We start from the raw sequence: 25,119 nt of genomic DNA on the forward strand, positions 1-25,119 counted from the left end.
TCTCTCCCTTATTCTCCTAAAAACCATTCCGGGATTTTTTCTTCTAATTTACGAAGAGCACGGCCACGATGGCTAATAGCATTTTTCTCATCTGAACTTAGTTCCGCCATCGATTTTTTATATTCTTCCACATAAAAAATCGGATCGTATCCAAAGCCATTTTCTCCGCGGCGTTGTTCTAAAATAAATCCTTCACATGTCCCGTTTACAATGACAGGCTTTTTATCACCTTCAGGGAAAGCAACTGCTAATGCACAATAGAAACGAGCTTTACGCTTTTCAAACGCTACTTCATTTAATTCTTGTAAAACTTTATCAATATTCGCTTGATCATCTTTCGGCTCTCCAGCAAAACGAGCTGAATACACGCCTGGTTTCCCGTTTAACGCATCTACAATAAGACCTGAATCATCCGCAATTACAATTGCATTCAACTGTCTACTCAAACTATCCGCTTTTAAGATCGCATTTTCTTCAAATGTTTCACCAGTTTCTTCGACTTCTTCAATATGCGGAAAATCGTGTAATGATTTCACTTCTAAATCAAATCTCTCAAATAACTCAGCAAACTCACGTACTTTACCCATATTTTTTGTCGCTACAACAACTTGTTTCATACTTTCCACCTCTACTCTATATGAGATACGATGTCACCTAAAGCTTCTTTTTGCATATCAATCAGTTGGAAAATGCCTTGTTCCGCAGCATCAAGTAGTTCATTTAACTGCGCTCTACTAAACGTCGCTTCTTCTCCAGTTCCTTGCACCTCAACAAACTGGCCTTTTCCAGTCATAATCACGTTCATATCAACGTCTGCTTTAGAATCTTCTGCATAGTTTAAATCTAAAACAACACCTTGCTCTTCAACAATTCCTACTGACGTTGCTGCTAAATAATCTTTTACTGGAATTTTAGATACTTTTTCTGCTTGTAATAATTTCTCGAAAGCTAATACCATCGCTACATATGCACCTGTAATAGAAGCTGTTCTCGTTCCACCATCTGCTTGGATGACATCACAGTCAATCCAAACTGTTCTCTCGCCAAGCGCTTCTAAATCAACTACCGCACGTAATGCTCGTCCAATTAGACGTTGAATTTCCATTGTACGTCCTGTTACTTTCCCTTTGCTTGACTCCCTAATCGTACGTTGTTCTGTTGCACGCGGAATCATCGCGTATTCAGCTGTTACCCAGCCTTTTCCTTCTCCACGCATAAATGGCGGGACACGCTCTTCAATTGTTGCTGAGCAAATCACCTTTGTATCCCCAACTTCAATTAATACAGATCCCTCTGGATGTTTTAAATAATTCGTATGAATATGTATATGGCGTAATTCTGTTTTCTCTCTACCATCTACTCGCATAAAAATAACCTCCTCATAACTACTTGTTAGTATAGCCAAATTTAAATGTATGATATGTATACAATAAAAGAAGAGGAACCCAAAAAGCAATTCCTCTTTCTTACTTAAGTATATCAAATTATTGACGATTAAAAACTACCTGTATTCACGTTTTCTGGACGATCTACAGGTTTTATTAACTTTCCGCCCTTTTCATCTATAAGATTTGCTTTTCCATTTACTTCAATAGAAATATTTTTCACACCTTTCTTTTCTGTTAAAGATAAAACTAACGACTTCAATACGTAATTTGAAATCATATTTTTATCTGGGTTTACAAATATATTTTCATTAAAGTTTAATGTAAGATTTCCGTCTTGTAATTTCGGATTCGTAATAAGCTTAACGCCTGGATTAAAATCATTTAGGAGCGATTGATGGATCGGGCCTTTTACAAGCTCATCTATAATTGCTGCATAGTCATTTTCTTTACCTTCTGCAACGCGGCGTGTGACTGGTACGTAGTATTGCTGTTTATTATTATTTTGCGCCATAAAATACAGTGTGACTGGTTTTGTATTTGTTACATCTGTTACTTGTTCATCATCGAAGTTAATACCATTTGCACGGCTCACTCCTTCACCAAGCGGTGTACCACCAACCGGCATTTTTGCCAATTTCTCACCATTTATTTGGAACTGCACTTGTTTTATCTCTGTAAATTGCGTCAACGTCCAAGCTATAGATTCAACGATTTGACGCTCTTCTTCTTTCGCATAGTTTTTCATTTCTTTAGAGAAATCAATAACTGCCGTTCCGTCCTTTTTCAAATCTAAGGTCATCGTTGTATTCGCCGGAATGACTGCACGAAACCCATTCGGTAATAAATTCGTTACCGGTCCATCTTTCACAAGGTATTCTAACGTTTGCTTCACAGTCTCATTTGCTTTCGGAGTAGGTATAGCTAACGTTTGTGGTACAACATAACCATTTTTATCAACAAGGTATAGTTCTCTATTTACCATTTGCCCTTGCTTATCTTTTTTAGCTACTTCTTTCTTCCCACCCTCTGTATACGTAACTTGTTTTGGCGGATCAATTTGTTCAGTTGCTTTCTCTTGATTTATAAAGCCACACCCTGTTAGTAAAACAGCGCTCACAGTAGCACCAATAACCCATTTAAAAGTGGATTTAGGCATGCCATTCCCCCCTAAAATCTAAGTTTGTACTATTATGTATACGAGCTGTTTCACGTTTTAGAACAAGCTGTGCCTCTTATAAATTGAAACTTTAATCAGCAGGGGTCTTACTACCCAGCAAATAGCAAGATAAAACAAAAGCTCCTGATTTCTCAGGAGCTCACTTATATAAATTCTACTATTATTCTTTTTCTAAATGAATATGCTTCACATTTTCAATCGGTTGACCAAACCATTTTGATGCAATTTCTTTAAACAAGCCTATTTTTCCTGTTGTTAAGAAGAGATGATCGCTTTGTTCTTCTCCTTCATTCAACATTTTACTATGATATAAGATTGTACTTACTTCACGTGCTGTTTCATCACCAGAACTAATTAGTTGCACTTTATCTCCCATTACTTTTTTAATAACAGGTCCTAAAATCGGATAATGTGTACAACCTAATATAAGTGTATCAATATCGGTACTTTTCAGTGGTTGCAGCGTTTCTCTTACAACTTCATACGCCATTTCACTTTCGAAATTCCCACTCTCTACAAGTTCAACGAAAGGTGGACAAGCTAAACTTTCTACCATAACACGGTTATTAATAGACTTTAACGCCTCTTCGTATGCACCACTTTTCACCGTTCCAATCGTTCCAATAATCCCAACGTGATACGTGTTTGTCACTTTTAAAGCTGTACGTGATCCTGGGTGAATAACTCCTACTACTGGAATTGGTAATTGTTTTTGCATCTCTTCTAATACAACTGCAGTTGCTGTATTACACGCAATAACTAACATTTTAATATTTAAATCTAGTAAATGCTCCGTCATTTCCCACGTAAATTGACGTACTTCTTCTCGAGAACGTGGACCATAAGGACAACGTGCTGTATCTCCTAAATATATGATACGCTCTTTCGGCAACTGACGAATTAATTCCTTCGCTACTGTTAAACCGCCAACTCCTGAATCGATAACACCGATTGCTCTATTCAACTTCATCACCCGTTTTCTCATTCATCATCTTTTATGTTTATCATTATATTTTACACACTTTAAGTTCGCTCACTTCAAATGCTTCTGTATGAAAATTTTCATTTGCCCATGTATAGACTAGGACCTTTTTTATTTTGCTCCTTTTTTTCGTAATTTGCAAGATAGAAAAATAACCGACCTTCTATAAGAAAGTCGGTTTCTTCTATATAAAGTGCATATTCATTGCTCCATCTTTTTTTGAAAAGAAGACATTCCCATTAATAAGAAGAAATGAGCAGAAATTAAAATGACGATAATTTATTTACAGCCCTTTTTATAGCCTTACCTATTTCCACGCTAGACTGTGGATTTTGTCCTGTAATTAAATGACCATCTACTACTACATGCGGCGTAAAATTGGGGGCTACATAAAACAAAGCTCCTTCTTCTTTCAACTTACTTTCTAGCAAAAACGGAACACACTTTTCTAAATGTACAGCTCTTTCTTCATCGTTTGTATAACCTGTTATACGCTTACCCGCAACAAAAAACGAGCCATCCTGATTTTTCACACCGACTAAGGAGCTTACTCCGTGACAAACAGCCGCTACAATCCGGTTATTGTTATACATATTCTCAATCAAATTTACTACATATGGATTACCTGGAAAATCTACAATCGCCCCGTGCCCACCACCAAATAAAACCGCATCATAATCCGAAAAATGAACATTTGAAATCGGCCTCGTATTTTGCAATAAAGAAGCTACATGCTTGAATTCGCGAGGTATACCATTCGGAATAGACACTCTATCTATAGGTACTCTCCCACCTTTTATTGACACAATATCAACATCAAACTTAGCCTTTTTAAATACATGATAAGGAGCTGCGAGCTCTTCCAGCCACAAACCAGTCGGGTGTCCATTCATATCATGAGCACTTGTTGAAACTAACAGTATCCTTTTCAACATATCCCCTCCTTATTACCTATTTATGTATGGAGTGTTCTTATCATTCATATAGCAAGTGAAGCAAACAAAAAATAGCCGACTTTTATATAAAAGTCGGCTGCTTTCTTATAATTCGAGCTCTCCCATACGAAGAAGCTCCACAACTGCTTGTGAACGTCCTTTAACCCCTAGCTTTTGCATTGCGTTTGAGATATGGTTGCGAACTGTCTTTTCACTTATAAAAAGTTCACCTGCAATTTCCTTCGTTGTTTTATCTTGAACCAGCAATTCAAATACTTCTCTCTCTCTCTTTGTGAGTAAAGGTTTAGATTGATACGCTTTTTCCTTCAACTGGTATAACCCTCCTTGCTTAAGCCAGAGCTGTGTATGTGTAAGTTGGGTGTTTATTTAGTCAAGATATTGTATGAACGAAATGTGCAGGTGGTGAATAAAAATGGGCTTTATTTCCTATGTTATTTTAGACTTTTATACAGTGCGTACACTCTTTTTATCCACTTACTTTCCAACGCGCCATATTTGTTCTAGCAATATACTTACAACCGTACCTACAAATAAACCATTACCGAATATATATTGCATAATAGACGGCAAGGATTGGAGTGCTCCAGACGGTAAAAACATTACGCCGCTGCCAAATAATACTGCAACGCCTAAGATCGTTACATTCCTTTCACTCATCGGCACTTGTTTTATATTATTAAATCCAATTCCAATTAACTGTACGAACGAAGCCATTAAAACAGCCGATGCAACAGCTGATGGTAAAGATGCTAAGTAACGAATAATACTTGGAAAAAGAGACATTACGACTAGTAACGCACATGCCATTAAGAACGATCGTATATACTTTTGTTTTGTTAAACGTATAAATCCTGCCGTTGCTGGTAACGGAACGACACCTACAGTTGAAAATACAGAAGAGATGAGATGTGAAATCCCCCCAACCCATGTTCCATCTTTCAACTGTTTTTGTTCAATAGTCGCTTTATGAATAGTTGCTTGATTAATTGCTATAATAGCTGCCACCGTATTCGAAACTAAAATACATACCATAACGAAACTTGATACAGCCATACCTGTATTCCATTTTGGAAGTCCCCAAGCAAATATATGTGGAAGTTGCACAAAATGAGTTACTTGAGATGGGATTGTCACTTTTCCTGCAATGAGAAAAATAATCCACCCACTAATTAATCCTATTAAAACTGCATAACTTTTGACAAAGCCTTTTCCAAAATTAGATAGTATAATAACGAACAGAAATATACTAAACGCGATCATTGCTGTAAATCCGTCGATTTGAGAAATAGTAGCTGTAATTCCTAACATTCCTTTTAAAAATACACCACTTAATTGTAAACATAATAAAAGTAAAAACGTCCCTGTCACAAGCGGCGTAAATAAAAATAAAATACGTCCTATAAAACCAGTTACTCCTAATCCTATTAAAATAACACCGGAGATTATCATTCCTAATTCTAAAATTTGCAGTGTACTATGTAATTGATCCTGTCCGGCCGTTGCATAAGCAAGTACGGTAAATACACCAACCCAAGATCCAGCCGGCCCATCCGCAATTGGCAGTCTATGCCCAAGCCACCCTTGTAAAAAAGAAGATATACCAACTATAAAAAACGTACGCTGCATTAAATAAAATATTTCTTCCGTCGTAAGATGAAATAATCCGCCAACGACAATTGGTAGTGCGATTGAATTTGCTAATAAAAATATAAACCATTGCAAAGTTCCCATAATATGATTTTGGTTATGTTGATTGTCCAATTTTTTCATCCCTTCTAGCTTTCCTATAAAAATATATTGTAAGAATAAAAAAGAAGAGTTCTATACTCACCATTAGAACCCTCCTCAAAATATTTAAACGATTCTTCTACACAAGATTATTTAATTCCACCTCATTTAAACTTCCAACAACAATATTTCCTTTATACACGACTAAACGTTTTTCTGTTTGACGCGCTACTGCTTCAGCAGCGCATGTCGCATTCGTCAAAACAAAGCTCGCTTCATCCCCTACATTCGGCCATACTCGCTTCCCTTCATTATTTAACGTTTCTTTTCCTCCTGTAATAAAGCGGAGTGCTTTTCCTAAAGACCTTTCGTCACTCCACCCAAAACGCTCTGCTAATCGATTCGCCTTTTGAAGCATATCACCTGTTCCAAACGGTGACCAATGATCTGTAATGTTATCATTGCCTAATGCAACCTTAACACCTTTTTTATCTAATAACGGAATTGGGATTACTTGTTTACCAATTGGCACTGTTGAAGTAATATCAATATTTACATTTGCGAGTCTTTCTGCCACTTCTTCAGCCTCTTTATCAGTAACACCACCAAGTCCAAGTGCATGACTAATCGTTACACGGCCTTGCCATCCTGCTTCTTCTGTTAAACTTGCCAATCTCTTCATCGTAAACGTTCCAAGATTATTCGCATCGTGCAAATGAATATCAACATCCGCATTAAATTCTACTGCGATATCCATAATTGTATGTAATGACTTTTCAATGTCATTATCTACTGTAGCTGGATCTACTCCTCCGACTAGATGAGCACCCATACGCATCGCATCTTTCACGAGTTGCACAGAATTACTGCGCAATAATCCATGTTGCGGAAACGCAACAATTCTACTAGACACTCGATTTTTATATGTTTCTAATGCCGCTAACGTCGCCTCCAGATTACCAAGCCCAATAATCGGATCGACATTACAATGCGTTCTAATATTCGTTGCACCATTTTGCAGTAGTAACTCTAGCATATTTTCCGCTCTATTTTGGGCAGTCGCTAATTGCTTTGGTAAAATTTTTTCTTCTTCATTAAAACGTGTAAAAATACTTTCTGCTGGCATACAAGCTTTCCATGGGCCACTATAATATGTTTTATCAATGTGAATGTGCATCTCTTTGAAAGCTGGCAACATTAATAAGTTCTTAGCATCAAAAGTTACTATATCTTCCTCTTGAACAATCCCTTTTATAATTTTTTTAATTCGACCATCTTCAATAAGTAAACTGCATAATTCTGTTTCTGTTTGTGAAATTCTCTCTTCTTCATATGTATATCCTGATTCAAGCATTACGTTAGTCAACCAATATACTGTCATCTCTATTTCCCCACCCTTTATTAAAAATCACCTCATAACTACAAGTTTAATATCCACTGAAAATTAAGACAATTAATACGATCACTTCTCACAAAAAAATGTAATACAACCCCATAGTCTTCTCATAAATTTCCATATAGAATAAAAGTATGCAGTTTGATATAAAAAGGAGTTGATTGGAATATGTCAAAAAAGTTATGTAAATCCGAAACTGATAAAATGCTATTTGGTATATGTGGTGGTTTAGGAGAATATTTTGATATTAGCTCTACTCTTATTCGTATCATTTGGGTTATTGCTGTTTTATGTTTTGGGACAGGATTTTTAGTTTATTTCATTTGTTTATTACTTATGCCACGTTCGTACTAACGGCATTATTTCACATACTTAAGAAGAGCAAATCACCTATAGAATCCTATAGGTGATTTTTTCATGAAGAATATTTCATCGTTAAATGTAATATCGCTACTTCTTCTTCTTCATTTTTATAAATATGCTTCTTATTCGCTTCAAATTGAATGGAATCAAACTCATTTAATTCGTATACATCATTCTCCACTTGAATAGACACTTTCCCTTTCATTACCGTTACAAGCTCAATCGCACCTTCATGATGAGCTTCTGGCTCATATATACTATTTGATCGTAAACAAGCACGGTGCATTTCCATCCCTGTTTCTTTCGTATAACGGAACATCGTTTCTAAATGCCACGCTTGTCCTTCATCTACTGCAAATCCTTCTCCACAGCGCGCAACAGCTACAGGTTCTCCAACAACCATTAATCTGGATAAAGGAATTGATAACCCTTTCGTTATTTTCCAAATGACAGCTAGTGTCGGATTTGTTTCCCCTCTTTCGATCTTTCCTAATGTTAATTTACTAACTCCTGTTTTATGAGCTAATTCTTCTAAACTTAATTTCTGTTCATTTCGAATTTGTCTCAATAACTGTCCAACTTGTTGAATGACTTCTTTCGTTTGCATATCTTCATTTTCTTTCATATATAAAACCACCTTAAAGTATAAAATAGTTTACTTTTAATAATTAAAAGTATATCATAATATACATAATTATTTATTTTCGAAAGGAGTGTTATACTTCATGCGCGCAATTTTATTAGGTCTTTTATCATCGGCCTTTTTTTCTGCAACCTTTATTATTAATAGAGCAATGAATGTATCTGGAACGAGCTGGGCTTGGACAGCTTCCTTCCGTTTTTTATTTGCTCTTCCTATTTTATTCCTTATCGTTTTATTTCGCAAAAACTTTAGGGGATTATGGGAAGAGTTAAAAAAACATCCATTGGCATGGATCGGATGGGGTTCTGTTGCCGGTATTGGTTTTTATTCTTTATTAAGTTTCGCAGCTGTCTTTTCTCCAGCTTGGCTCGTTGCTGGAACTTGGCAAGTTACGATTTTAGCTGGTTTACTACTATCACCACTATTTTTCGTGAAAATAGAAACAAAATCAGGTACGAAACTTGTACGTGGAAAAATTCCACTTCGTAGCTTATATGTTGCATTATTTATTTTACTTGGTGTAATTTGTATGCAAGCAACTGCCGCAGGCCATATTACAATGACTCAGTTCATTTCAGGTTTTTTACCTGTCGTATTAGCCGCTTTCTTATATCCGTTCGGTAACCGAAAAATGATGGAGCTTGTTGGTGGACGCCTTGATACGTTCCAACGTGTATTAGGAATGGCAATTGGAAGTCTTCCTATAACAATCTTGCTTGGTATATACGGATTTTCTACTACTGGCATTCCAACATCCAACCAAATGCTTCAAGGATTTTTGTTAGCATTATGTTCCGGCGTTATTGCAACGATGACATTTTTCTTTGCTACTGACTTAGCAAAAGATAACCTCGCTCTACTTGGAGCTGTTGAAGCAACACAAGCTGGAACGATGGTCTTTACCGTACTTGGAGAAATCATTTTCTTAAATGGTTTACTCCCTGGAGGACTTTCTCTCATCGGAATGATTATTATCATGTTAGGAATGGTTGCAAATAGTATTTTAAACCGTTCTGTTCCAGTCGTTAAACAGAAAAAATCAGCATAAAAAAAGGGTATGGTTCTATAGAGATGAACCATACTCTTTTTTATTGTCCCCCTATTTCGCCTTATCAGAATAGTATTTCATTGGCTGCTTATACTAAAACTTATGTTATAATACGTTTCATGCGCATTAATAGGAGGTAAATTATGTTAAAAAAAGCAATCGCTGAATTTATTGGTACATTTGTACTTGTATTATTCGGAACTGGAGTAGCTGTCACTGGCGGCGGAATTGAAGGAATTGGAACATTAGGAATCGCTATGGCTTTCGGTCTATCTATTGTAGCTATGGCATATAGCATCGGAACAATTTCTGGATGTCACATTAACCCAGCAGTATCAGTAGCTATGTTCATCAACAAACGAATGAACGCTATGGAACTTTGTTATTATGTATTAGCTCAAATTTTAGGTGGTTTATTAGGAACTGCAACGTTAGTAACAATTTTAAAATCTGCTAAAACACCTTTAGATAATTTAGGACAAAATGGTTTCGGAACTCTTGGTTTATCTGGAGCATTTTTAGTTGAGTTCATTTTAACTTTCGTATTTATTTTAGTTATCGTTGCTGTAACAGGTAAAAAAGGAAGTTCTTCTTTAGCTGGACTAGTAATTGGTTTCACATTAGTTTTAATTCACTTATTAGGAATTCCGTTAACTGGAACATCTGTTAACCCAGCTCGTAGTATCGCACCAGCTTTATTTGTTGGTGGAGAAGCACTTTCTCAACTATGGGTATTCATCGTAGCACCAATTCTTGGTGGTATCTTCGCAGCTATCGTAGGTAAATTCATTTTAAATACTGAAAAATAGAATTTTCAATATTTCTGAATAAAAAAAGGCGAGCCCTCATTATGAGGAAGCTCGCTTTTTTTATTCTTTCATTTTAGACTTTAAATTTGTAACTAATTGATCTACCGTTACATTTGCAAGTACGTTTTCCATCGCTTCTTGCGCTTGCATTAAAATAATTTCTAATACTGATTGAATATTAGCTCCTACTGGACATTCAATGTTGGGATTTTCATGGAAGGAAAATAGCTGTCCTTCTTCTACAACTTCCACTGCTTTATATACATCAAGTAATGTAATTTCTTCTAAATCTCGAGCAAGTGTCGTACCACCTTTACCAGCTTGTACATCAACAAGTCCTGCTCTCTTCAACATTCCTGTAATGCGACGAATCACAACTGGATTTGTATTCACACTACCGGCAATCCATTCAGAGGTACAGCGAGAGTTTCGATCTATCGCAAGTAATGTCAGCATATGAACACCTACTGTAAAACGACTACTAATCCCCATCTGCACACCCTCCTTTTTATTCATTCTATTAAAAGACGACTCTTATCATTATATACTATTTTTAATTTATACATAAAGAAAAAGCATGATTTCAATAGGAAATCATGCTTTTCTCTCATTATTGACGCTTTATAAATTTCGCTAAATCTTTAAATTTCACTTTATCTGAGTAATTCATTACGCCGTTTACGTAAATGCGGCTTGTAACAGCATTTAATACCGCAATTGTCGCCAATAAGACTGCTAATGTTATCGTAATTTCTAGCATACCTGCTTCACCAGCTACAATACGTGAGAAGGTAACCATCGGTGTAAAAAATGGAACGTAAGAACTTACAACGACGATAGTACTATTCGGATCACTTAATGATTTAATACTAATAAAGAATGCAGCCATAATTAAAATCATTACCGGGAAAGATACAGCTTGTAAATCCTCCGTCTTAGACACGACAGCTCCAGCAGCAGCATACATCATCGCATAAAGTAAATATCCCGTAATGAAATAAACAAGAAACATGCTGATAACCTTTGCATCTAATTTCGTAAAGTCAATTGGAATACCAAATAGTGAGGCACTTTCTAAATCGACCCAACCTAACAAATATGGAATAAGATAACCACACGCCAATATGACAAGTTGCAATAACGCCGTTGAAACAACCGCTAAAATTTTCGCATACATCATCGTAAGAGGCTTCACTTTCGGAAGCATTACTTCCATTACACGTGACGCCTTTTCAGATGCAATATTCATTGCGATTGTATTTCCGAACGCTACAATAAACATATATAAAGCAAATGTAAAGAAATAGGCAATTCCGAAAGAAGATGTACGATCTTTTATCGCTTCTTGCTTTACTTGAATTTCTGTTTGTAATTGCTGTGCAATTTCTGTTGAAACATTATTTTTGGCAATCGTCACCATCGTATATTGTTGCTTTAAATATCCTGCCATAATTGCAGAAGTTGCTTGGCTTGGAAATCCATTATACATATATGTAATCGATGGAGCCCCATCCTTTTCCGTCACATGGAATAGACCATCTAAATCGCCTTCTTCTACTTGCTTATGCAGTTTATCAAAATCATCCTTTGAACCAATTGTTATTTTTGCTGATGGCAATAGCTTATTTAGCTCATCTTTTTGTACTTTATATGTGGAACTCTCTACTACAACTGCAATTTTATCTTTATCCTTATTTTTATCATCGCCTGAAGTAAAATGATTAAATGCAAAAATCCCAAACACAACTAAAAATAAAATCGCACTCGTAATTAATGATTTTTTAGATAAAAATGCTTCCCTAAAATAAAATGAAAATACGTGAGAAAATTTACGCATCGTTATTTCGCCCTCTCTACAAAGATTTCGTTTAACGTCGGCTCTAACATTTTGAATTGTCGTAAGCTAACACCTTGCTCTTGCAACTGTTGCAAAATCTTGAGAGCTTCCGCATCGTCTTGTACTTTCACATAAAGAAGGCCTTGTTGTTTTTCATACGATACATGTATAGCTTCTAATCCCTTTTCATTCTCTACTGTATCTTCAATCGTTAAATTACGGAAACCGTATTCTTTCTTAATATCACTTAGCTGTCCTTTTACGACTGCTTCACCTTTTTTCAAAATACATACATGTTGGCAAAAGGCCTCTACTTGTTCCATACGATGACTTGATAAAATAATCGTCTTTCCGCTCTGTACTTGTTCTTCAATAATACTAGCTAACATCCCAGCATTAACTGGATCAAGGCCGCTGAATGGTTCATCTAAAATGAGAAGTTCCGGATTATGAAGAAGAGCAGCAATTAATTGGATTTTTTGCTGATTCCCTTTTGAAAGCTCTCCAGCCGTTTTAAATTTATATTCTGGTATCGCTAAACGCTCTAACCAGTGATCAATAGCATGATCTACTTCTTTCTTCGATATTCCTTCTAATCTACCAAAATATCGCAGCTGATCTATTACTCTACTTTTTGTATATAAACCTCTTTCTTCTGGTAAATACCCAATTGTTACACCACTATTTCCAAATGCTTTTCCATCCCATGTAATCGAACCTTCATTAGGCGTTAATAATCCGAGAAGCATTTTGATTGTTGTTGTTTTCCCTGCACCATTTCGTCCAAGTAACCCTAGTACTTCACCTTTTGGTAACGAAATTTGCAAACCGTTAACTGCTTTTGATTCCCCAAATTGTTTCGTTAAGTTTTGAATTTGTAAACTCAAGTATAAAGCCTCCCCTTTAGTATCATTCGTACTCTCTTTCAAAGACTATGTTTATTCAAGACAAAATATAGCACCACGCTTCATCCTCTTATATGTAAACATCGTCATGAATCCATCATTTTCTCTATTTAGTTAAAATTGTAAATAAAAAAGTTCTTTTTGTCAATTATAATTGTCATTACGACAATAAAACTTGTCAAAACAACTATTATTATTTTGCTCATCTTTCTAATATAGGACATACTACTATATATACAAAAGACAATATGCAAATGTTCATATAAAAATATTATATTTTAATATATAATATAAAATGATTTTCTAACATCAAGGAGGATACATATGAAGATGAAGAGGGGCATTACCACTTTATTATCTGTAGCAGTTCTATCTACATCACTTGTAGCATGTTCAGGAACACCAGAGAAAACAGTGGCAAAAGAAGAGAAAGTAAAATTAACAGAACAACAATTAATGGCTGATTTATGGTATCAAACAGCCGGTGAAACGAAAGCACTTTACTACCAAGGGTACAACATTGGTCAATTAAAGCTTGATGCAATTCTTGCAAAAGGGACAGAGAAAAAACCTGCTATCGTGCTTGATTTAGACGAAACTGTTTTAGATAACAGTCCTCATCAGGCAATGAGCGTAAAAACAGGCAAAGGCTATCCTTACAAATGGGATGATTGGATTAACAAAGCTGAGGCTGAAGCCCTTCCAGGCGCAATTGATTTCTTAAAATATACAGAGTCTAAAGGTGTAGATATTTACTACATCTCAAATCGTAAAACGAATCAACTAGATGCAACAATTAAAAATCTTGAGCGTGTAGGTGCTCCTCAAGCAACGAAAGAACATATATTACTACAAGATCCGAAAGAAAAAGGAAAAGAAAAACGCCGTGAACTCGTTTCTCAAACTCATGATATTGTCTTATTCTTCGGTGATAACTTATCTGATTTCACAGGTTTTGATGGAGAATCTGTAAAAGATCGTAACCAAACAGTAGCAGATTCAAAAGCACAATTTGGTGAGAAATTCATTATTTTCCCGAATCCAATGTATGGCGATTGGGAAGGTGCTTTATATGATTATGATTTCAAAAAATCAGATGCAGAAAAAGATAAAATCCGTCGCGACAACTTAAAATCATTTGAAGTAAAATAAAAGAGGATGGCATTCGCCATCCTCTTTTATTTTACTTTCTCTGTTAAAGGCAAGATAAATACTTCCACACGTCTATTCTTTGCCTTTCCTTCTTGTGTATCGTTTGGAGCAATTGAACGGTATTCTCCGTATCCAATCGCACTAAATTTTTCTGGTTGTAATTCTTTATTTTGCAGTAATACTTGCATAAAATTAACTGCCCGCTGCGTACTTAATTCCCAATTCGACGCAAACTGCGCATTGGCAATAGGGACATTATCCGTATGACCCGATACTGTAATTTCACGAGGTGACGCTGAAACAAGTAAGCTAGACATCTCTTTTGCAATCCCTAAAGATTCTAATTTCACATCTGCTTTCCCCGAATCAAACAGTATATTTTCTAATATTGTCACCATTAATCCCTTTTCAGTTAATTTAGTTTGAAAAGAAGAGGATAATTGTTTTTCATTAATATATTGATCAATCTTTTTTTGTAATGCTTTCAATTCATCCATCTCTTTTTTTTCTTTAGCTCTAGCTTCTTCTTGTTTTTTTGCTTGTTCTGCCTCAAGGCTACTTGCTGATAATTCTTTTTCATCATTTGGCTTTTGATCACTTAAAAATTCTTTGTTACCTGTTCCCCCAGCTAATTCACTTCGAAAAGCAACTGCCATCTGTTTAAACTTCGCAGCATCTATACTACTCATTGCGAATAAAACGATAAACAATGCAAATAACAACGTTAACATATCAGAATATGGGATTAACCACGTTTCATCGATATGCTCATCATGTTTTTTCTTTTTGCCTCTTCTATTTTTCTTACTCCGCATTTTTTTCTGCTCCTTTTTCTAGCTTTTTACGCTCAGTTGCAGAAAGTGCACCTAAAATGCGGTTCTTCATAATAAACGGATATGTACCTTCTTGTAACATTAATAAACAATCAATGATTAAACGTTTTTTCTCAATTTCAGCTGAAGATTTTTGCTTTAACTTATTTGCAAATGGATGCCATAATACATAACCTGAAAAAATACCAAAAATCGTTGCAATAAACGCACCCGAAATAGCATGACCTAACTTTTCAATATCAGTTAAATTACCAAGCGCAGCTACAAGACCAATAACAGCACCTAAAACTCCTAATGTCGGTGCATACGTACCAGCTTGTGAAAAAATAGCAGCTCCCTTTGCATGTCTTTCTTCAATTGCCTCTAATTCAGATTCCAAAATCTGCTCTAAATCTTCTGCGGATACACCATCAATCACAAATTTCATACCACGCAAAAGAAATTCATCTTGAATTTTGTCTAATTGTTGCTCTAAAGACAAAATACCGTATTTTCTACTTTCAGATGTCCAATGAACAAATAATTCTAGCAACTGTTCATAACTTAAATCCTTTTTATTTGAACCAAAAAGAACTTTAAATAGTTTTGGAACCCTTTTTAGTTGATTCATCGGAAATGCAATACATACTGCAGCAAATGTACCGATAAAAATAATTAATGCTGCGGCAGGATTTAATAAGGCTGTTATGTCAGCGCCCTTGACGACCATCCCTACTACCACTGCTACAAATCCTAAAATAAGTCCAATAATTGTTGCAAAATCCATTCCCATTCACTCCTAGTCTATACAAGAAGTTCTTTATTCTCGATAATCGCTACATCTTCTTATGTATATATATTACATAAAAAATGCAAATCATGAAAGATAAGAAATGAATTATATAAAAAAATACTACAAATTCACACATTTTCTGACATTTTCTTTGCATTTCTATTACGTTATGACTCTTATATTCCTTTTCCAACAAACTAGATTTATAATAAAAAAACAATACACATTTTATGAAGAAGGGACTGTGATTACAAGGCATCATGAAAAAGATAATAATTATTTCTGCCACTACTATTGTAATCGGGATCACATCTTTCGCTTACTTTGGTTCTAAAACACCACTACATAATGAAGCAAAAGCTGTCGAAAGTCAAAAGCATAATAACCATAAAAAAGAAGAGATTCCTGCTTTTCCAAAAGCTGATCATAATGCAAAGAAAATAGACAATGACTTTTCAGTTGTAACAAATCCAAAATCTAATCTTGTCTTAATTAATAAACATCGAAAACTACCAGATGGATACATTCCTGAAGACTTAACGAGACCAAATGTACCATTTATTAGTCCAAAAGATAAAGAAAAAACATTGCTGCGAAAAGATGCTGCAGAGGCACTTGAAAACATGTTTAAAGCTGCGAAAAAAGAAGGGCTTGATCTTACAGCTGTATCTGGTTATCGTTCATACAAACGCCAAAAATCGTTGCATGATACATACGTTAGACGCCAAGGAAAAGCCGAAGCTAATTCGGTAAGCGCAATTCCTGGTACAAGTGAACACCAAACGGGTTTAGCAATGGATATTAGTTCAAAATCAGCTAAATTTCAATTAGAGCCTATCTTCGGGGAGACAGCAGAAGGAAAATGGGTCGCAGAACACGCTCATGAATTCGGCTTTGTCATTCGTTACTTAGAAGATAAAACAGATACAACAGAATATGCATATGAACCATGGCACTTACGCTACGTTGGTAATCCATACGCTACATACCTATATAAACATCACTTAACATTAGAAGAAGCGATGGAAGACAAAAAATAAGAGAGCAAATTGCTCTCTTATTTTTCTTTCACTCTATTATTGTATTAATTTCTTCTTCCATTCTTCAGGCCATGGTTCGCCTCTTCCTGTTTTTTTCGACGCTTGAACCATCATTCCACGACCTACTAAACAAACCTCTCCTGCTGCATTCTTCACCATATAATGTAAATCTAAAGAAGAATTCCCGACCGATCCTGCCTTTACATACACCTTCAGCTGTTCATCAAAATATATTTGCTTAATAAAATTACATTGTAAATCCGCAACAACGATCATCGTTTCTGATGATGCATGTGTCCACTCTTGCATAAATCCAAGTTCTTTAAACAACGCAATACGAGCTTCTTCAAAATAAGTAAAAGCAACGACATTATTTACATGTCCAAACATATCTACTTCACCAAAACGAACCTTTACAGGGTTGTAAAACGAAAAACCACTTTCCCATTGCTCAAAGTCTTCAATATAAGAAATCCTCTTCATTGTTATCTCCCCTTTTCACCTTTAAATAAACAGAATAAACAGAAAAATAAAGTTATAAATATTGCCTCTTCGATATGAAGAGGCAATATTTATTAATAGTTATTATCGCTACCAAAGAAATCTTTGAACGATTGAATTGTTGTATCACGGTTTAATGCCGCAATTGAAGTTGTTAAAGGAATACCCTTCGGACATGATTGCACACAGTTTTGAGAGTTACCACAGTTTGCTAGTCCTCCATCTCCCATAATTGCACGTAAGCGATCTGCTTTATGCATTTCACCCGTTGGATGTGAGTTGAATAAGCGAGCTTGTGATAACGGTGCTGGTCCAATAAAGTCAGACTTACTGTTTACGTTTGGACATGATTCTAAGCAAACACCACATGTCATGCATTTTGAAAGCTCATAAGCCCATTGACGCTTTTTCTCAGGCATTCTTGGTCCTGGACCTAGGTCATACGTACCATCAATTGGAATCCACGCTTTAACGCGTTTTAGAGCATTAAACATGCGACTACGATCAACTTGCAAGTCACGTACAACCGGGAATGTCTTCATCGGTTTTAAGCGAATTGGTTGCTCTAATTGATCGATAAGTGCCGTACATGATTGACGTGGTTTTCCGTTAATCACCATCGAACATGCACCACATACTTCCTCTAAGCAGTTCATATCCCATGCAATCGGAGTTGTTTGGTTCCCTTTTGAATCAACAGGATTACGACGGATTTCCATAAGTGCTGAGATAATATTCATATTCGGACGATATGGAATTTCAAACTCTTGGTCAAACGCTTGCGCATCTGGCCCGTCTTGTCTCGTAATGATGAGGCGGATTGTTTTCTCAGACATGTTGTTTATCCCCCTTCTCTTCACCCTTAGCAGCTACATCGTGTTTTGAAGAATAATCACGTTTACGTGGTTTAATTAACGAAATATCAACGTCCTCGTAATGGAATGCTGGTGCATTTCCTTCTCCCTCAAATTTTGCCATCGTAGTTTTTAAGAAGTTTGCATCATCACGATTTGGGAATTCAGGTTTGTAATGCGCCCCACGGCTCTCATTACGGTTATATGCGCCAATTGTAATAACACGTGCTAACTCAAACATATTTGCAAGTTGGCGTGTAAATGAAGCACCTTGGTTACTCCATCTTGCTGTATCGTTAATGTTAATACGTTTGTAACGAGCCATTAATTCTTCAATTTTTGCATCTGTTTCTAATAATTTTTTATTTTCACGAACTACTGTAACGTTATCTGTCATCCATTCTCCAAGCTCTTTATGAAGAACATACGCATTTTCGTTACCATCCATCGTTAAAATATTGTTAAATTTCTCTGTTTCGATTAATTCATTTTGCTCATATACAGTAGATGAAACAGCATCAGATGATTTAGAAAGACCTTTCATATATTCAATTGCGTTTGGTCCTGCTACCATACCACCATAAATTGCTGATAATAGTGAGTTCGCACCAAGACGGTTACCACCGTGCATAGAATAATCACACTCACCTGCTGCAAATAAACCTGGAATATTTGTCATCTGTTTATAATCAACCCATAGTCCGCCCATTGAATAGTGAACAGCTGGGAAGATTTTCATCGGTAGTTTACGAGGATCATCCCCTGTAAATTTCTCATAGATTTCAATAATTCCACCTAGTTTAATATCTAGTTCTTTTGGATCTTTATGAGAAAGATCTAAGTACACCATGTTTTCACCGTTAATACCTAGTTTTTGCTCTACGCAAACATCAAAGATTTCACGCGTCGCGATGTCACGAGGTACAAGGTTTCCGTAAGCCGGATATTTTTCTTCTAAGAAGTACCATGGTTTACCATCTTTATATGTCCAAACACGTCCACCTTCACCACGTGCAGATTCACTCATAAGACGTAATTTATCGTCTCCAGGAATTGCCGTTGGGTGAATTTGAATGAACTCACCGTTTGCATAATATGCGCCTTGTTGATATACAGCAGAAGCTGCTGTACCTGTATTGATAATGGAGTTTGTTGATTTTCCGAAAATGATACCAGGGCCCCCTGTTGCCATAATTACGGCATCTGCTCCGAAACTTCTAATCTCCATAGTTTGTAAGTCTTGTGCAACGATTCCTCGGCACACACCTTCATCATCAACAACAGCTCGTAAGAAATCCCAACCTTCATATTTCGTTACAAGTCCTGCTACTTCGTGACGACGTACTTGTTCATCTAATGCGTAAAGTAATTGCTGTCCAGTTGTTGCACCAGCAAATGCTGTACGGTGATGTTGCGTTCCACCAAATCGACGGAAATCAAGAAGTCCTTCTTCCGTACGGTTGAACATAACACCCATACGGTCCATTAAATGAATGATACCAGGTGCTGCTTCACACATTGCTTTAACTGGTGGTTGGTTCGCTAAGAAGTCCCCACCATAAATTGTATCGTCAAAGTGGATCCATGGAGAATCCCCTTCACCTTTCGTATTTACGGCACCGTTAATTCCGCCCTGAGCACATACAGAATGTGAACGTTTTACTGGTACTAAAGAAAACAGTTCAACATTTACTCCTGCTTCTGCCGCTTTAATCGTTGCCATTAAGCCAGCCAAGCCACCGCCGACTACTATAAGTTTCCCTTTCATGCTCTCCCACTCCTTACTGGTTTGCTAGCTGTGGATCGATGAACGCTAATAATGCACTCACACCTACATAAGATAAACCTAAGAAAATAGCTAATGTTACATAAGTAGAGATTCTTTGTGAACGTGGAGATACTGTAATTCCCCAGCTGATGCAGAATGTCCATAGTCCATTTGCAAAGTGGAAAATTGTTGAAACAACACCAACTAAGTAGAATGCAAACATAGCTGGATTGTTTAAAATATCTGCCATCATATCATAGTTTACCTCTTTACCTAACATTGCTTGAATACGAGTTTCCCAGACATGCCAAGAAATGAAGATCAGCGTAACGATACCTGAAATTCTTTGGAAAACGAACATCCAGTTACGGAAATAACCGTAAGAAACCGCATTGTTCTTAGCTGTAAATGCAATATATAAGCCATATATAGCATGGTACAGTATCGGTAAAAAGATGATGAAAATTTCTAGCGCATACCGGAATGGAAGGAGCTCCATAAAGCCTGCAGCTTTGTTAAAAGCCTCTGCTCCTCGTGTTGCAAAGTTGTTTACAATTAAATGTTGCGTCAAAAAGACACCAACCGGGATGACCCCCATTAATGAGTGCCACTTACGAAACGTATACTCGCGGCCTTTCATGTCCCCATTACCCCCCTTGAATGTTTGACTGCTGTTTTCAGATTAGTTTATGACAATAATGTTTTTTCACTATTGGCATAAGAAAAACTGAAAAAATTATTCGAAATATTTCAGCATAATTTGATACCAAGTTCATTTTACTCCTATTTTTGTCGAAGCGTCAAGAAAACGTATACATAATTTGCATATAATTTGCCAATTCTTTTTTTCTTCTTATATATTCAGATTTTCCTAAAGAAAAATCTGTTTTTATAAATGTGAAATGTTATATAATAATCCCTATAGAAAGAGGGGAATATTGTGAGTAAAAATACAATCGATACAACATCTTTAGAAGATGTTTCATTGAACGCCTTCGCTTATGAATTGCTACGTGAAGAATTACTACCTGATTTAATCGGCAACGATTTAGATGGTATTTTATACTGGTCTGGTAGAAACCTTGCAAGAAAATATCCGCTAGAAACAATTGAAGAAGTCATTCAGTTCTTTGAAAAGGCTGGCTGGGGCACTTTAAGCATTGTTGAACATAAGCGTCGTGAAATGCAGTTCCAACTTAAAGGCACACTCATCGCAGAACGTCAAAAACAAAAACGACATTCTTCTTATCAACTAGAAGCCGGATTCATCGCTGAACAAATCCAAAAGCAACGGAACGTCGTTGCAGAGTCATACGAAGAAAAGAAAAAACGTTCTGACTCTATTACATTTCTTGTAAAATGGGATATAAAAGATCTCATTGAAGTGTAAGCATTACCTACAGTCAACTAGACATATCAGTTTAGTTGACTTTTTTGTATTTTCATTCAGATGCGTTTATTTTAAATCTTCAGAAATTATACCAAAAAACAGAAGACGTTGTAAACTACAACGTCTTCTTATCTGTTAAATACGTATAAATCGTCTCCGCGACATTTTTCGGCATACCCGCTTCGACAAATTCCTCTATAGAAGCTTCTTTCATCTTCTTTAATGAACCAAAATGTTTTAACAATACCTTTTTCCGTTTATCACCGATTCCTGGAATATCATCCAATGCTGATTGAATGACAGATTTCCCATGTAATTGACGATGGAATGTAATCGCAAATCGATGCACCTCATCTTGAATACGCTGCAATAAATAAAATTCTTGGCTATTTCTCTCAAGCATCACAGGTTCCGGTGGATCCCCAATAATTAAATGGGAGGTTTTATGTTTATCATCTTTTACAAGACCTGCCATCGGAATATATAATCCGAGCTCATTCTCTAAAATATCACTTGCAGCCGCTAGATGGCCTTTTCCTCCATCAATAATAATCAAATCAGGTAAAGGTGAATTTTCTTTAAGCGCCCTTGTATAACGGCGCCTCACAACTTCTCTCATAGACTCATAATCATCTGGTCCTTGAACCGTTTTAATTTTATATTTTCGATACTCTTTCTTCGCCGGTTTCCCATCGATAAAAGCAATCATTGCAGAAACGGGATTTGTTCCTTGAATATTTGAGTTATCAAACGCTTCAATACGATATGGCGTTTCAATCCCAAGCTGCTTCCCTAAATGATCTACCGCTTTAATCGTTCGTTCTTCATCACGTTCAATTAAGTAAAACTTCTCTTCAAGAGCAATCTTCGCATTTTTATTTGCCAATTCTACAAGGTCTTTTTTCTTACCACGTTTCGGCTGCGTCGCTTCCACTTCTAAAAAGCGCTCTACTAATTCCGAGTCTATACTTCCTGGAACGACAATTTCCTTCGGCTTAAAATGACTACTGTTTTCATAAAATTGGCCAATAAACGTTAAAAAACCCTCTTCTGGTTCATCGTAAATTGGAAACATAGAAACATCACGTTCAATTAGCTTTCCTTTTCGAACGAAGAAAACTTGAACACACATCCATCCTTTATCCACTGCATATCCAAACACATCACGATCCACTAAGTCACTCATAATCATCTTTTGTTTTTCCATAATCGCATCAATATGAGCAATTTGATCACGCAACTCTTTTGCACGTTCAAACTCTAGTTTCTCTGAGGCCTCATACATTTTTATTTCTAGTTCTGAACGAACTTCTTTATGTCCACCATTTAAAAACTTAATAATTTCATCTACAATTTCTTTATTTTGTTCTTCCGTCACTTCTTTCACACAAGGCGCTAAACATTGCCCCATATGATAATACAAACAAACTTTATCTGGCATATTCGTGCATTTCCGAAGTGGATACATACGATCTAGCAGTTTTTTCGTTTCATGAGCAGATTGTGCATTTGGATAAGGACCAAAATATTTCCCTTTATCCTTTTTTACGTTTCGAGTAATGAGTAAGCGCGGTTGCTTCTCCGCCGTAATTTTAATAAAAGGATATGTTTTATCATCTTTTAATTGAATATTATATTTCGGATCATATTTTTTAATTAGATTTAACTCTAAAATAAGTGCTTCTAAATTCGAAGAGGTTACAATATATTCAAAATCAACAATTTCTCCTACAAGCCGCAGTGTTTTCCCATCATGTGAACCAGTAAAGTACGAGCGCACACGATTTTTAAGCACTTTTGCCTTTCCGACATATATAACCGTTCCTTGCTTATCTTTCATCAAATAACAACCAGGTTGATCTGGTAAAATAGCCAACTTCTCTTTCAAATGTTCGTGCACTCGTCTCCCTCCATTTCTACATACTTAGCATTTTTATTTTCCCTTGAAAACATACTATGCCCAAACACCCAACATACGTTCTTTTATTGTAACGGAAAGACTGTAAAAAAGAAAATAAAAAAAGCTACCAAATGGTAGCTTTTTTATTTTAGAAGTGTTTAGAAACTAATTCTACTAACGCTTCTTTCGGTTTGTAACCTAACGCTTGATCAACTACTTTACCGTCTTTTAATACGAAAAGAGCTGGAATGCTCATTACTTCGAATTGACGAGCAGTTTCTTGGTTTTCATCAACGTCTACTTTTACTACTTTTACTTTTTCGCCTAGTTCTGCATCAATTTCCTCTAATACAGGAGCGATCATTTTACAAGGTCCACACCAAGGTGCCCAGAAATCTAATAATACAATACCTTCGCTAGTTTCTGCTGCGAAGCTTTGGTCATTTGCGTTTACAATTGCCATTTTATTTCCTCCTTCAAGTATATTCTACCAAGAGTATATCATTAACTTATATACGTGGCGAATAATATGTATCGTTATGTATTGTAACAAAAAAATGTTCCTTTATACTATATAAAAATACGGATTAAATACTAAAAAGATGAGAGACAGGGGATCTCTCACCTTTTTCTATATATAGGGGTACTTCACTTGGAACTCAAGGGTACTAAAATCATGAATGTACTTTTAACTTTTTAAACTCTTCTGTTAAAAGAGGTACAACTTCGAATAAGTCACCGACAATACCGTAGTCAGCTACTTTAAAGATACTTGCTTCTGGATCTTTATTAATCGCAACGATTATTTTTGAGTTAGACATACCTGCTAAATGCTGAATCGCACCAGAAATACCACATGCAATGTATAAGTCTGGCGTAACAACTTTACCAGTTTGACCAATTTGTAATGAGTAATCACAGTATTCAGCGTCACAAGCACCACGAGATGCCCCAACAGCGCCGCCTAGTACGTCAGCTAACTCTTTTAATGGTTTAAAGCCTTCTTCACTCTTCACACCGCGTCCACCAGCGATAATAACTTTCGCTTCAGAAAGATCCACACCTTCTGCTGTTTTACGGACAACATCTTGAATGATTGTACGTAAATCTTTCACATCAACTGTAATAGAAGATACGTCACCGCTGCGAGACTCATCTTTTTCCAGAGTTGCAATGTTATTTGGACGCACTGTCGCAAATAAGATGCCGTCTGTTACAATCTTCTTCTCGAATGCTTTACCAGAGTAAATTGGACGAGTGAAGATAACATTTCCACCTTCAACCTCTAAAGCAGTTACGTCAGAAATTAAACCAGCTTCAAGCTTCGCTGCTAATTTTGGTGATAAATCTTTGCCAAGTGCTGTATGTCCAAAGACAATACCTTCTGGATTTTCTTCAGCATGTACAGCTAAAAACGCTTGTGCATAACCATCAGATGTATATGATTTTAATTTATCATTTTCAACTGTCACAACGCGATCTGCACCGTAATGAATCAATTCATTTGCAAAAGAGGCAACGCTGTCTCCAATTAGAAGACCTACTACTTCACCGCCTTCTGCAATTGTTTTTGCTGCTGCTACCGCTTCAAAAGAAACGTTACGTAGCGATCCATCACGAACTTCACCCATTACTAATACTTTACGAGCCATAGATTTTCCCTCCTGCATATATAAT

At 36.2% G+C, this 25,119-nt stretch carries 27 protein-coding genes; 6 read left to right on the forward strand and 21 right to left on the reverse strand.

The features are described from left to right. Window positions 1-8: 8 nt before the first annotated feature. The 8 genes from NST27_RS21980 to NST27_RS22015 all read right to left on the reverse strand — a co-directional run bounded on the left by NST27_RS21980 (window position 9) and on the right by NST27_RS22015 (window position 7,612). Entirely contained in the window at window positions 9-617 is a 609-nt protein-coding gene (locus tag NST27_RS21980) for an XTP/dITP diphosphatase (protein ID WP_000815944.1), read from the reverse strand. Window positions 618-628: 11 nt separating this feature from the next. Further along, entirely contained in the window at window positions 629-1,366 is a 738-nt protein-coding gene (gene rph / locus NST27_RS21985) for a ribonuclease PH (protein WP_001261765.1), read from the reverse strand. A 128-nt stretch (window positions 1,367-1,494) separates the two neighbouring features. After that, window positions 1,495-2,544 (reverse strand): spore germination protein GerM, encoded by a 1,050-nt coding sequence (gene gerM, locus NST27_RS21990; protein ID WP_001126736.1) that lies wholly within the window; start codon window positions 2,542-2,544, stop codon window positions 1,495-1,497. A 181-nt stretch (window positions 2,545-2,725) separates the two neighbouring features. After that, window positions 2,726-3,535 (reverse strand): glutamate racemase, encoded by an 810-nt coding sequence (racE, locus tag NST27_RS21995; RefSeq protein ID WP_000774005.1) that lies wholly within the window; start codon window positions 3,533-3,535, stop codon window positions 2,726-2,728. Window positions 3,536-3,810: 275 nt separating this feature from the next. Next, window positions 3,811-4,482 (reverse strand): type 1 glutamine amidotransferase domain-containing protein, encoded by a 672-nt coding sequence (locus NST27_RS22000; protein ID WP_001986672.1) that lies wholly within the window; start codon window positions 4,480-4,482, stop codon window positions 3,811-3,813. A 105-nt stretch (window positions 4,483-4,587) separates the two neighbouring features. Continuing rightward, window positions 4,588-4,812 carry a spore germination transcription factor GerE gene (gene gerE / locus NST27_RS22005; protein ID WP_000659484.1) on the reverse strand — a complete coding sequence of 75 codons (225 nt, stop codon included), beginning with the start codon at window positions 4,810-4,812 and terminating at the stop codon, window positions 4,588-4,590. 165 nt (window positions 4,813-4,977) lie between these two features. Then, window positions 4,978-6,273: a purine/pyrimidine permease gene (locus tag NST27_RS22010; RefSeq protein WP_033689398.1), complete on the reverse strand. Its 1,296-nt coding sequence runs from the start codon at window positions 6,271-6,273 to the stop codon at window positions 4,978-4,980. Between the two features lie 97 nt (window positions 6,274-6,370). Further along, entirely contained in the window at window positions 6,371-7,612 is a 1,242-nt protein-coding gene (locus tag NST27_RS22015; RefSeq protein WP_000219561.1) for an amidohydrolase family protein, read from the reverse strand. 183 nt (window positions 7,613-7,795) lie between these two features. Here NST27_RS22015 and NST27_RS22020 point away from each other — a divergent pair, with 183 nt between their 5' ends. Beyond that, window positions 7,796-7,981, forward strand: a complete 186-nt coding sequence (locus NST27_RS22020) for a PspC domain-containing protein (protein ID WP_000038411.1) — start codon at window positions 7,796-7,798, stop codon at window positions 7,979-7,981. Between the two features lie 61 nt (window positions 7,982-8,042). Here the strand turns inward: NST27_RS22020 and NST27_RS22025 are convergent, their stop codons facing one another. After that, window positions 8,043-8,615, reverse strand: coding sequence for a helix-turn-helix domain-containing protein (locus NST27_RS22025; protein WP_000661923.1), 573 nt, complete (start codon window positions 8,613-8,615; stop codon window positions 8,043-8,045). Window positions 8,616-8,715: 100 nt separating this feature from the next. On the opposite strand from NST27_RS22025, the gene NST27_RS22030 reads away from it, so the two are divergent. Together NST27_RS22030 and NST27_RS22035 are read left to right on the forward strand one after the other, a co-directional pair. Continuing rightward, a complete protein-coding gene (locus tag NST27_RS22030; protein WP_001201628.1) occupies window positions 8,716-9,681 on the forward strand; it encodes a DMT family transporter in 966 nt (321 codons plus the stop codon). 143 nt (window positions 9,682-9,824) lie between these two features. Then, window positions 9,825-10,490 (forward strand): aquaporin, encoded by a 666-nt coding sequence (locus NST27_RS22035; RefSeq protein ID WP_000913213.1) that lies wholly within the window; start codon window positions 9,825-9,827, stop codon window positions 10,488-10,490. 60 nt (window positions 10,491-10,550) lie between these two features. Here the strand turns inward: NST27_RS22035 and NST27_RS22040 are convergent, their stop codons facing one another. The 3 genes from NST27_RS22040 to NST27_RS22050 all read right to left on the reverse strand — a co-directional run bounded on the left by NST27_RS22040 (window position 10,551) and on the right by NST27_RS22050 (window position 13,214). After that, entirely contained in the window at window positions 10,551-10,982 is a 432-nt protein-coding gene (locus NST27_RS22040; RefSeq protein WP_000512998.1) for an Rrf2 family transcriptional regulator, read from the reverse strand. A 118-nt stretch (window positions 10,983-11,100) separates the two neighbouring features. Further along, window positions 11,101-12,327: an ABC transporter permease gene (locus NST27_RS22045; RefSeq protein WP_001224977.1), complete on the reverse strand. Its 1,227-nt coding sequence runs from the start codon at window positions 12,325-12,327 to the stop codon at window positions 11,101-11,103. Between the two features lie 2 nt (window positions 12,328-12,329). After that, entirely contained in the window at window positions 12,330-13,214 is an 885-nt protein-coding gene (locus NST27_RS22050) for an ABC transporter ATP-binding protein (RefSeq protein WP_000058114.1), read from the reverse strand. A gap of 342 nt (window positions 13,215-13,556) precedes the next feature. Between NST27_RS22050 and NST27_RS22055 the strand changes: the two genes are divergently transcribed. Next, complete coding sequence (locus tag NST27_RS22055) at window positions 13,557-14,384, forward strand: 5'-nucleotidase, lipoprotein e(P4) family (RefSeq protein WP_000782765.1); 828 nt, start codon at window positions 13,557-13,559, stop codon at window positions 14,382-14,384. A 26-nt stretch (window positions 14,385-14,410) separates the two neighbouring features. On the opposite strand, the gene motB is transcribed toward NST27_RS22055, so the two are convergent. After that, the gene (gene motB / locus NST27_RS22060; protein WP_001256734.1) at window positions 14,411-15,199 is read right to left on the reverse strand and encodes a flagellar motor protein MotB; all 789 of its coding nucleotides are present in this window, start codon (window positions 15,197-15,199) and stop codon (window positions 14,411-14,413) included. Then, window positions 15,189-15,983 (reverse strand): flagellar motor stator protein MotA, encoded by a 795-nt coding sequence (motA, locus tag NST27_RS22065; RefSeq protein WP_000344853.1) that lies wholly within the window; start codon window positions 15,981-15,983, stop codon window positions 15,189-15,191. Before motA ends, motB begins: the two co-directional genes overlap by 11 nt. A gap of 266 nt (window positions 15,984-16,249) precedes the next feature. On the opposite strand from motA, the gene NST27_RS22070 reads away from it, so the two are divergent. Beyond that, on the forward strand, window positions 16,250-17,029 hold the full coding sequence (locus NST27_RS22070; RefSeq protein ID WP_000720201.1) for a M15 family metallopeptidase: 780 nt from the start codon (window positions 16,250-16,252) through the stop codon (window positions 17,027-17,029). Window positions 17,030-17,065: 36 nt separating this feature from the next. Here NST27_RS22070 and NST27_RS22075 read toward each other — a convergent pair whose 3' ends face one another. The 4 genes from NST27_RS22075 to sdhC form a co-directional block, all read right to left on the reverse strand. Further along, complete coding sequence (locus NST27_RS22075) at window positions 17,066-17,512, reverse strand: acyl-CoA thioesterase (protein WP_000822733.1); 447 nt, start codon at window positions 17,510-17,512, stop codon at window positions 17,066-17,068. A 92-nt stretch (window positions 17,513-17,604) separates the two neighbouring features. Beyond that, window positions 17,605-18,366, reverse strand: a complete 762-nt coding sequence (sdhB, locus tag NST27_RS22080) for a succinate dehydrogenase iron-sulfur subunit (protein WP_001291827.1) — start codon at window positions 18,364-18,366, stop codon at window positions 17,605-17,607. After that, entirely contained in the window at window positions 18,359-20,152 is a 1,794-nt protein-coding gene (gene sdhA, locus NST27_RS22085) for a succinate dehydrogenase flavoprotein subunit (RefSeq protein ID WP_000676750.1), read from the reverse strand. Before sdhA ends, sdhB begins: the two co-directional genes overlap by 8 nt. 13 nt (window positions 20,153-20,165) lie before the next feature. Next, entirely contained in the window at window positions 20,166-20,792 is a 627-nt protein-coding gene (gene sdhC / locus NST27_RS22090; protein ID WP_000678354.1) for a succinate dehydrogenase cytochrome B558, read from the reverse strand. A 300-nt stretch (window positions 20,793-21,092) separates the two neighbouring features. Between sdhC and NST27_RS22095 the strand changes: the two genes are divergently transcribed. Next, window positions 21,093-21,542 carry a YslB family protein gene (locus NST27_RS22095; protein WP_000042226.1) on the forward strand — a complete coding sequence of 150 codons (450 nt, stop codon included), beginning with the start codon at window positions 21,093-21,095 and terminating at the stop codon, window positions 21,540-21,542. Between the two features lie 115 nt (window positions 21,543-21,657). On the opposite strand, the gene uvrC is transcribed toward NST27_RS22095, so the two are convergent. The 3 genes from uvrC to etfA all read right to left on the reverse strand — a co-directional run bounded on the left by uvrC (window position 21,658) and on the right by etfA (window position 25,094). Next, complete coding sequence (uvrC, locus tag NST27_RS22100; RefSeq protein ID WP_000544296.1) at window positions 21,658-23,442, reverse strand: excinuclease ABC subunit C; 1,785 nt, start codon at window positions 23,440-23,442, stop codon at window positions 21,658-21,660. Between the two features lie 148 nt (window positions 23,443-23,590). Further along, entirely contained in the window at window positions 23,591-23,905 is a 315-nt protein-coding gene (trxA, locus tag NST27_RS22105) for a thioredoxin (RefSeq protein WP_001018941.1), read from the reverse strand. Window positions 23,906-24,116: 211 nt separating this feature from the next. After that, on the reverse strand, window positions 24,117-25,094 hold the full coding sequence (gene etfA / locus NST27_RS22110; protein WP_000101943.1) for an electron transfer flavoprotein subunit alpha: 978 nt from the start codon (window positions 25,092-25,094) through the stop codon (window positions 24,117-24,119). Between the last annotated feature and the right edge of the window lie 25 nt (window positions 25,095-25,119).

Source organism: Bacillus sp. FSL W8-0770 (genome assembly GCF_038008705.1).
Lineage (GTDB): Bacteria > Bacillota > Bacilli > Bacillales > Bacillaceae_G > Bacillus_A > Bacillus_A cereus.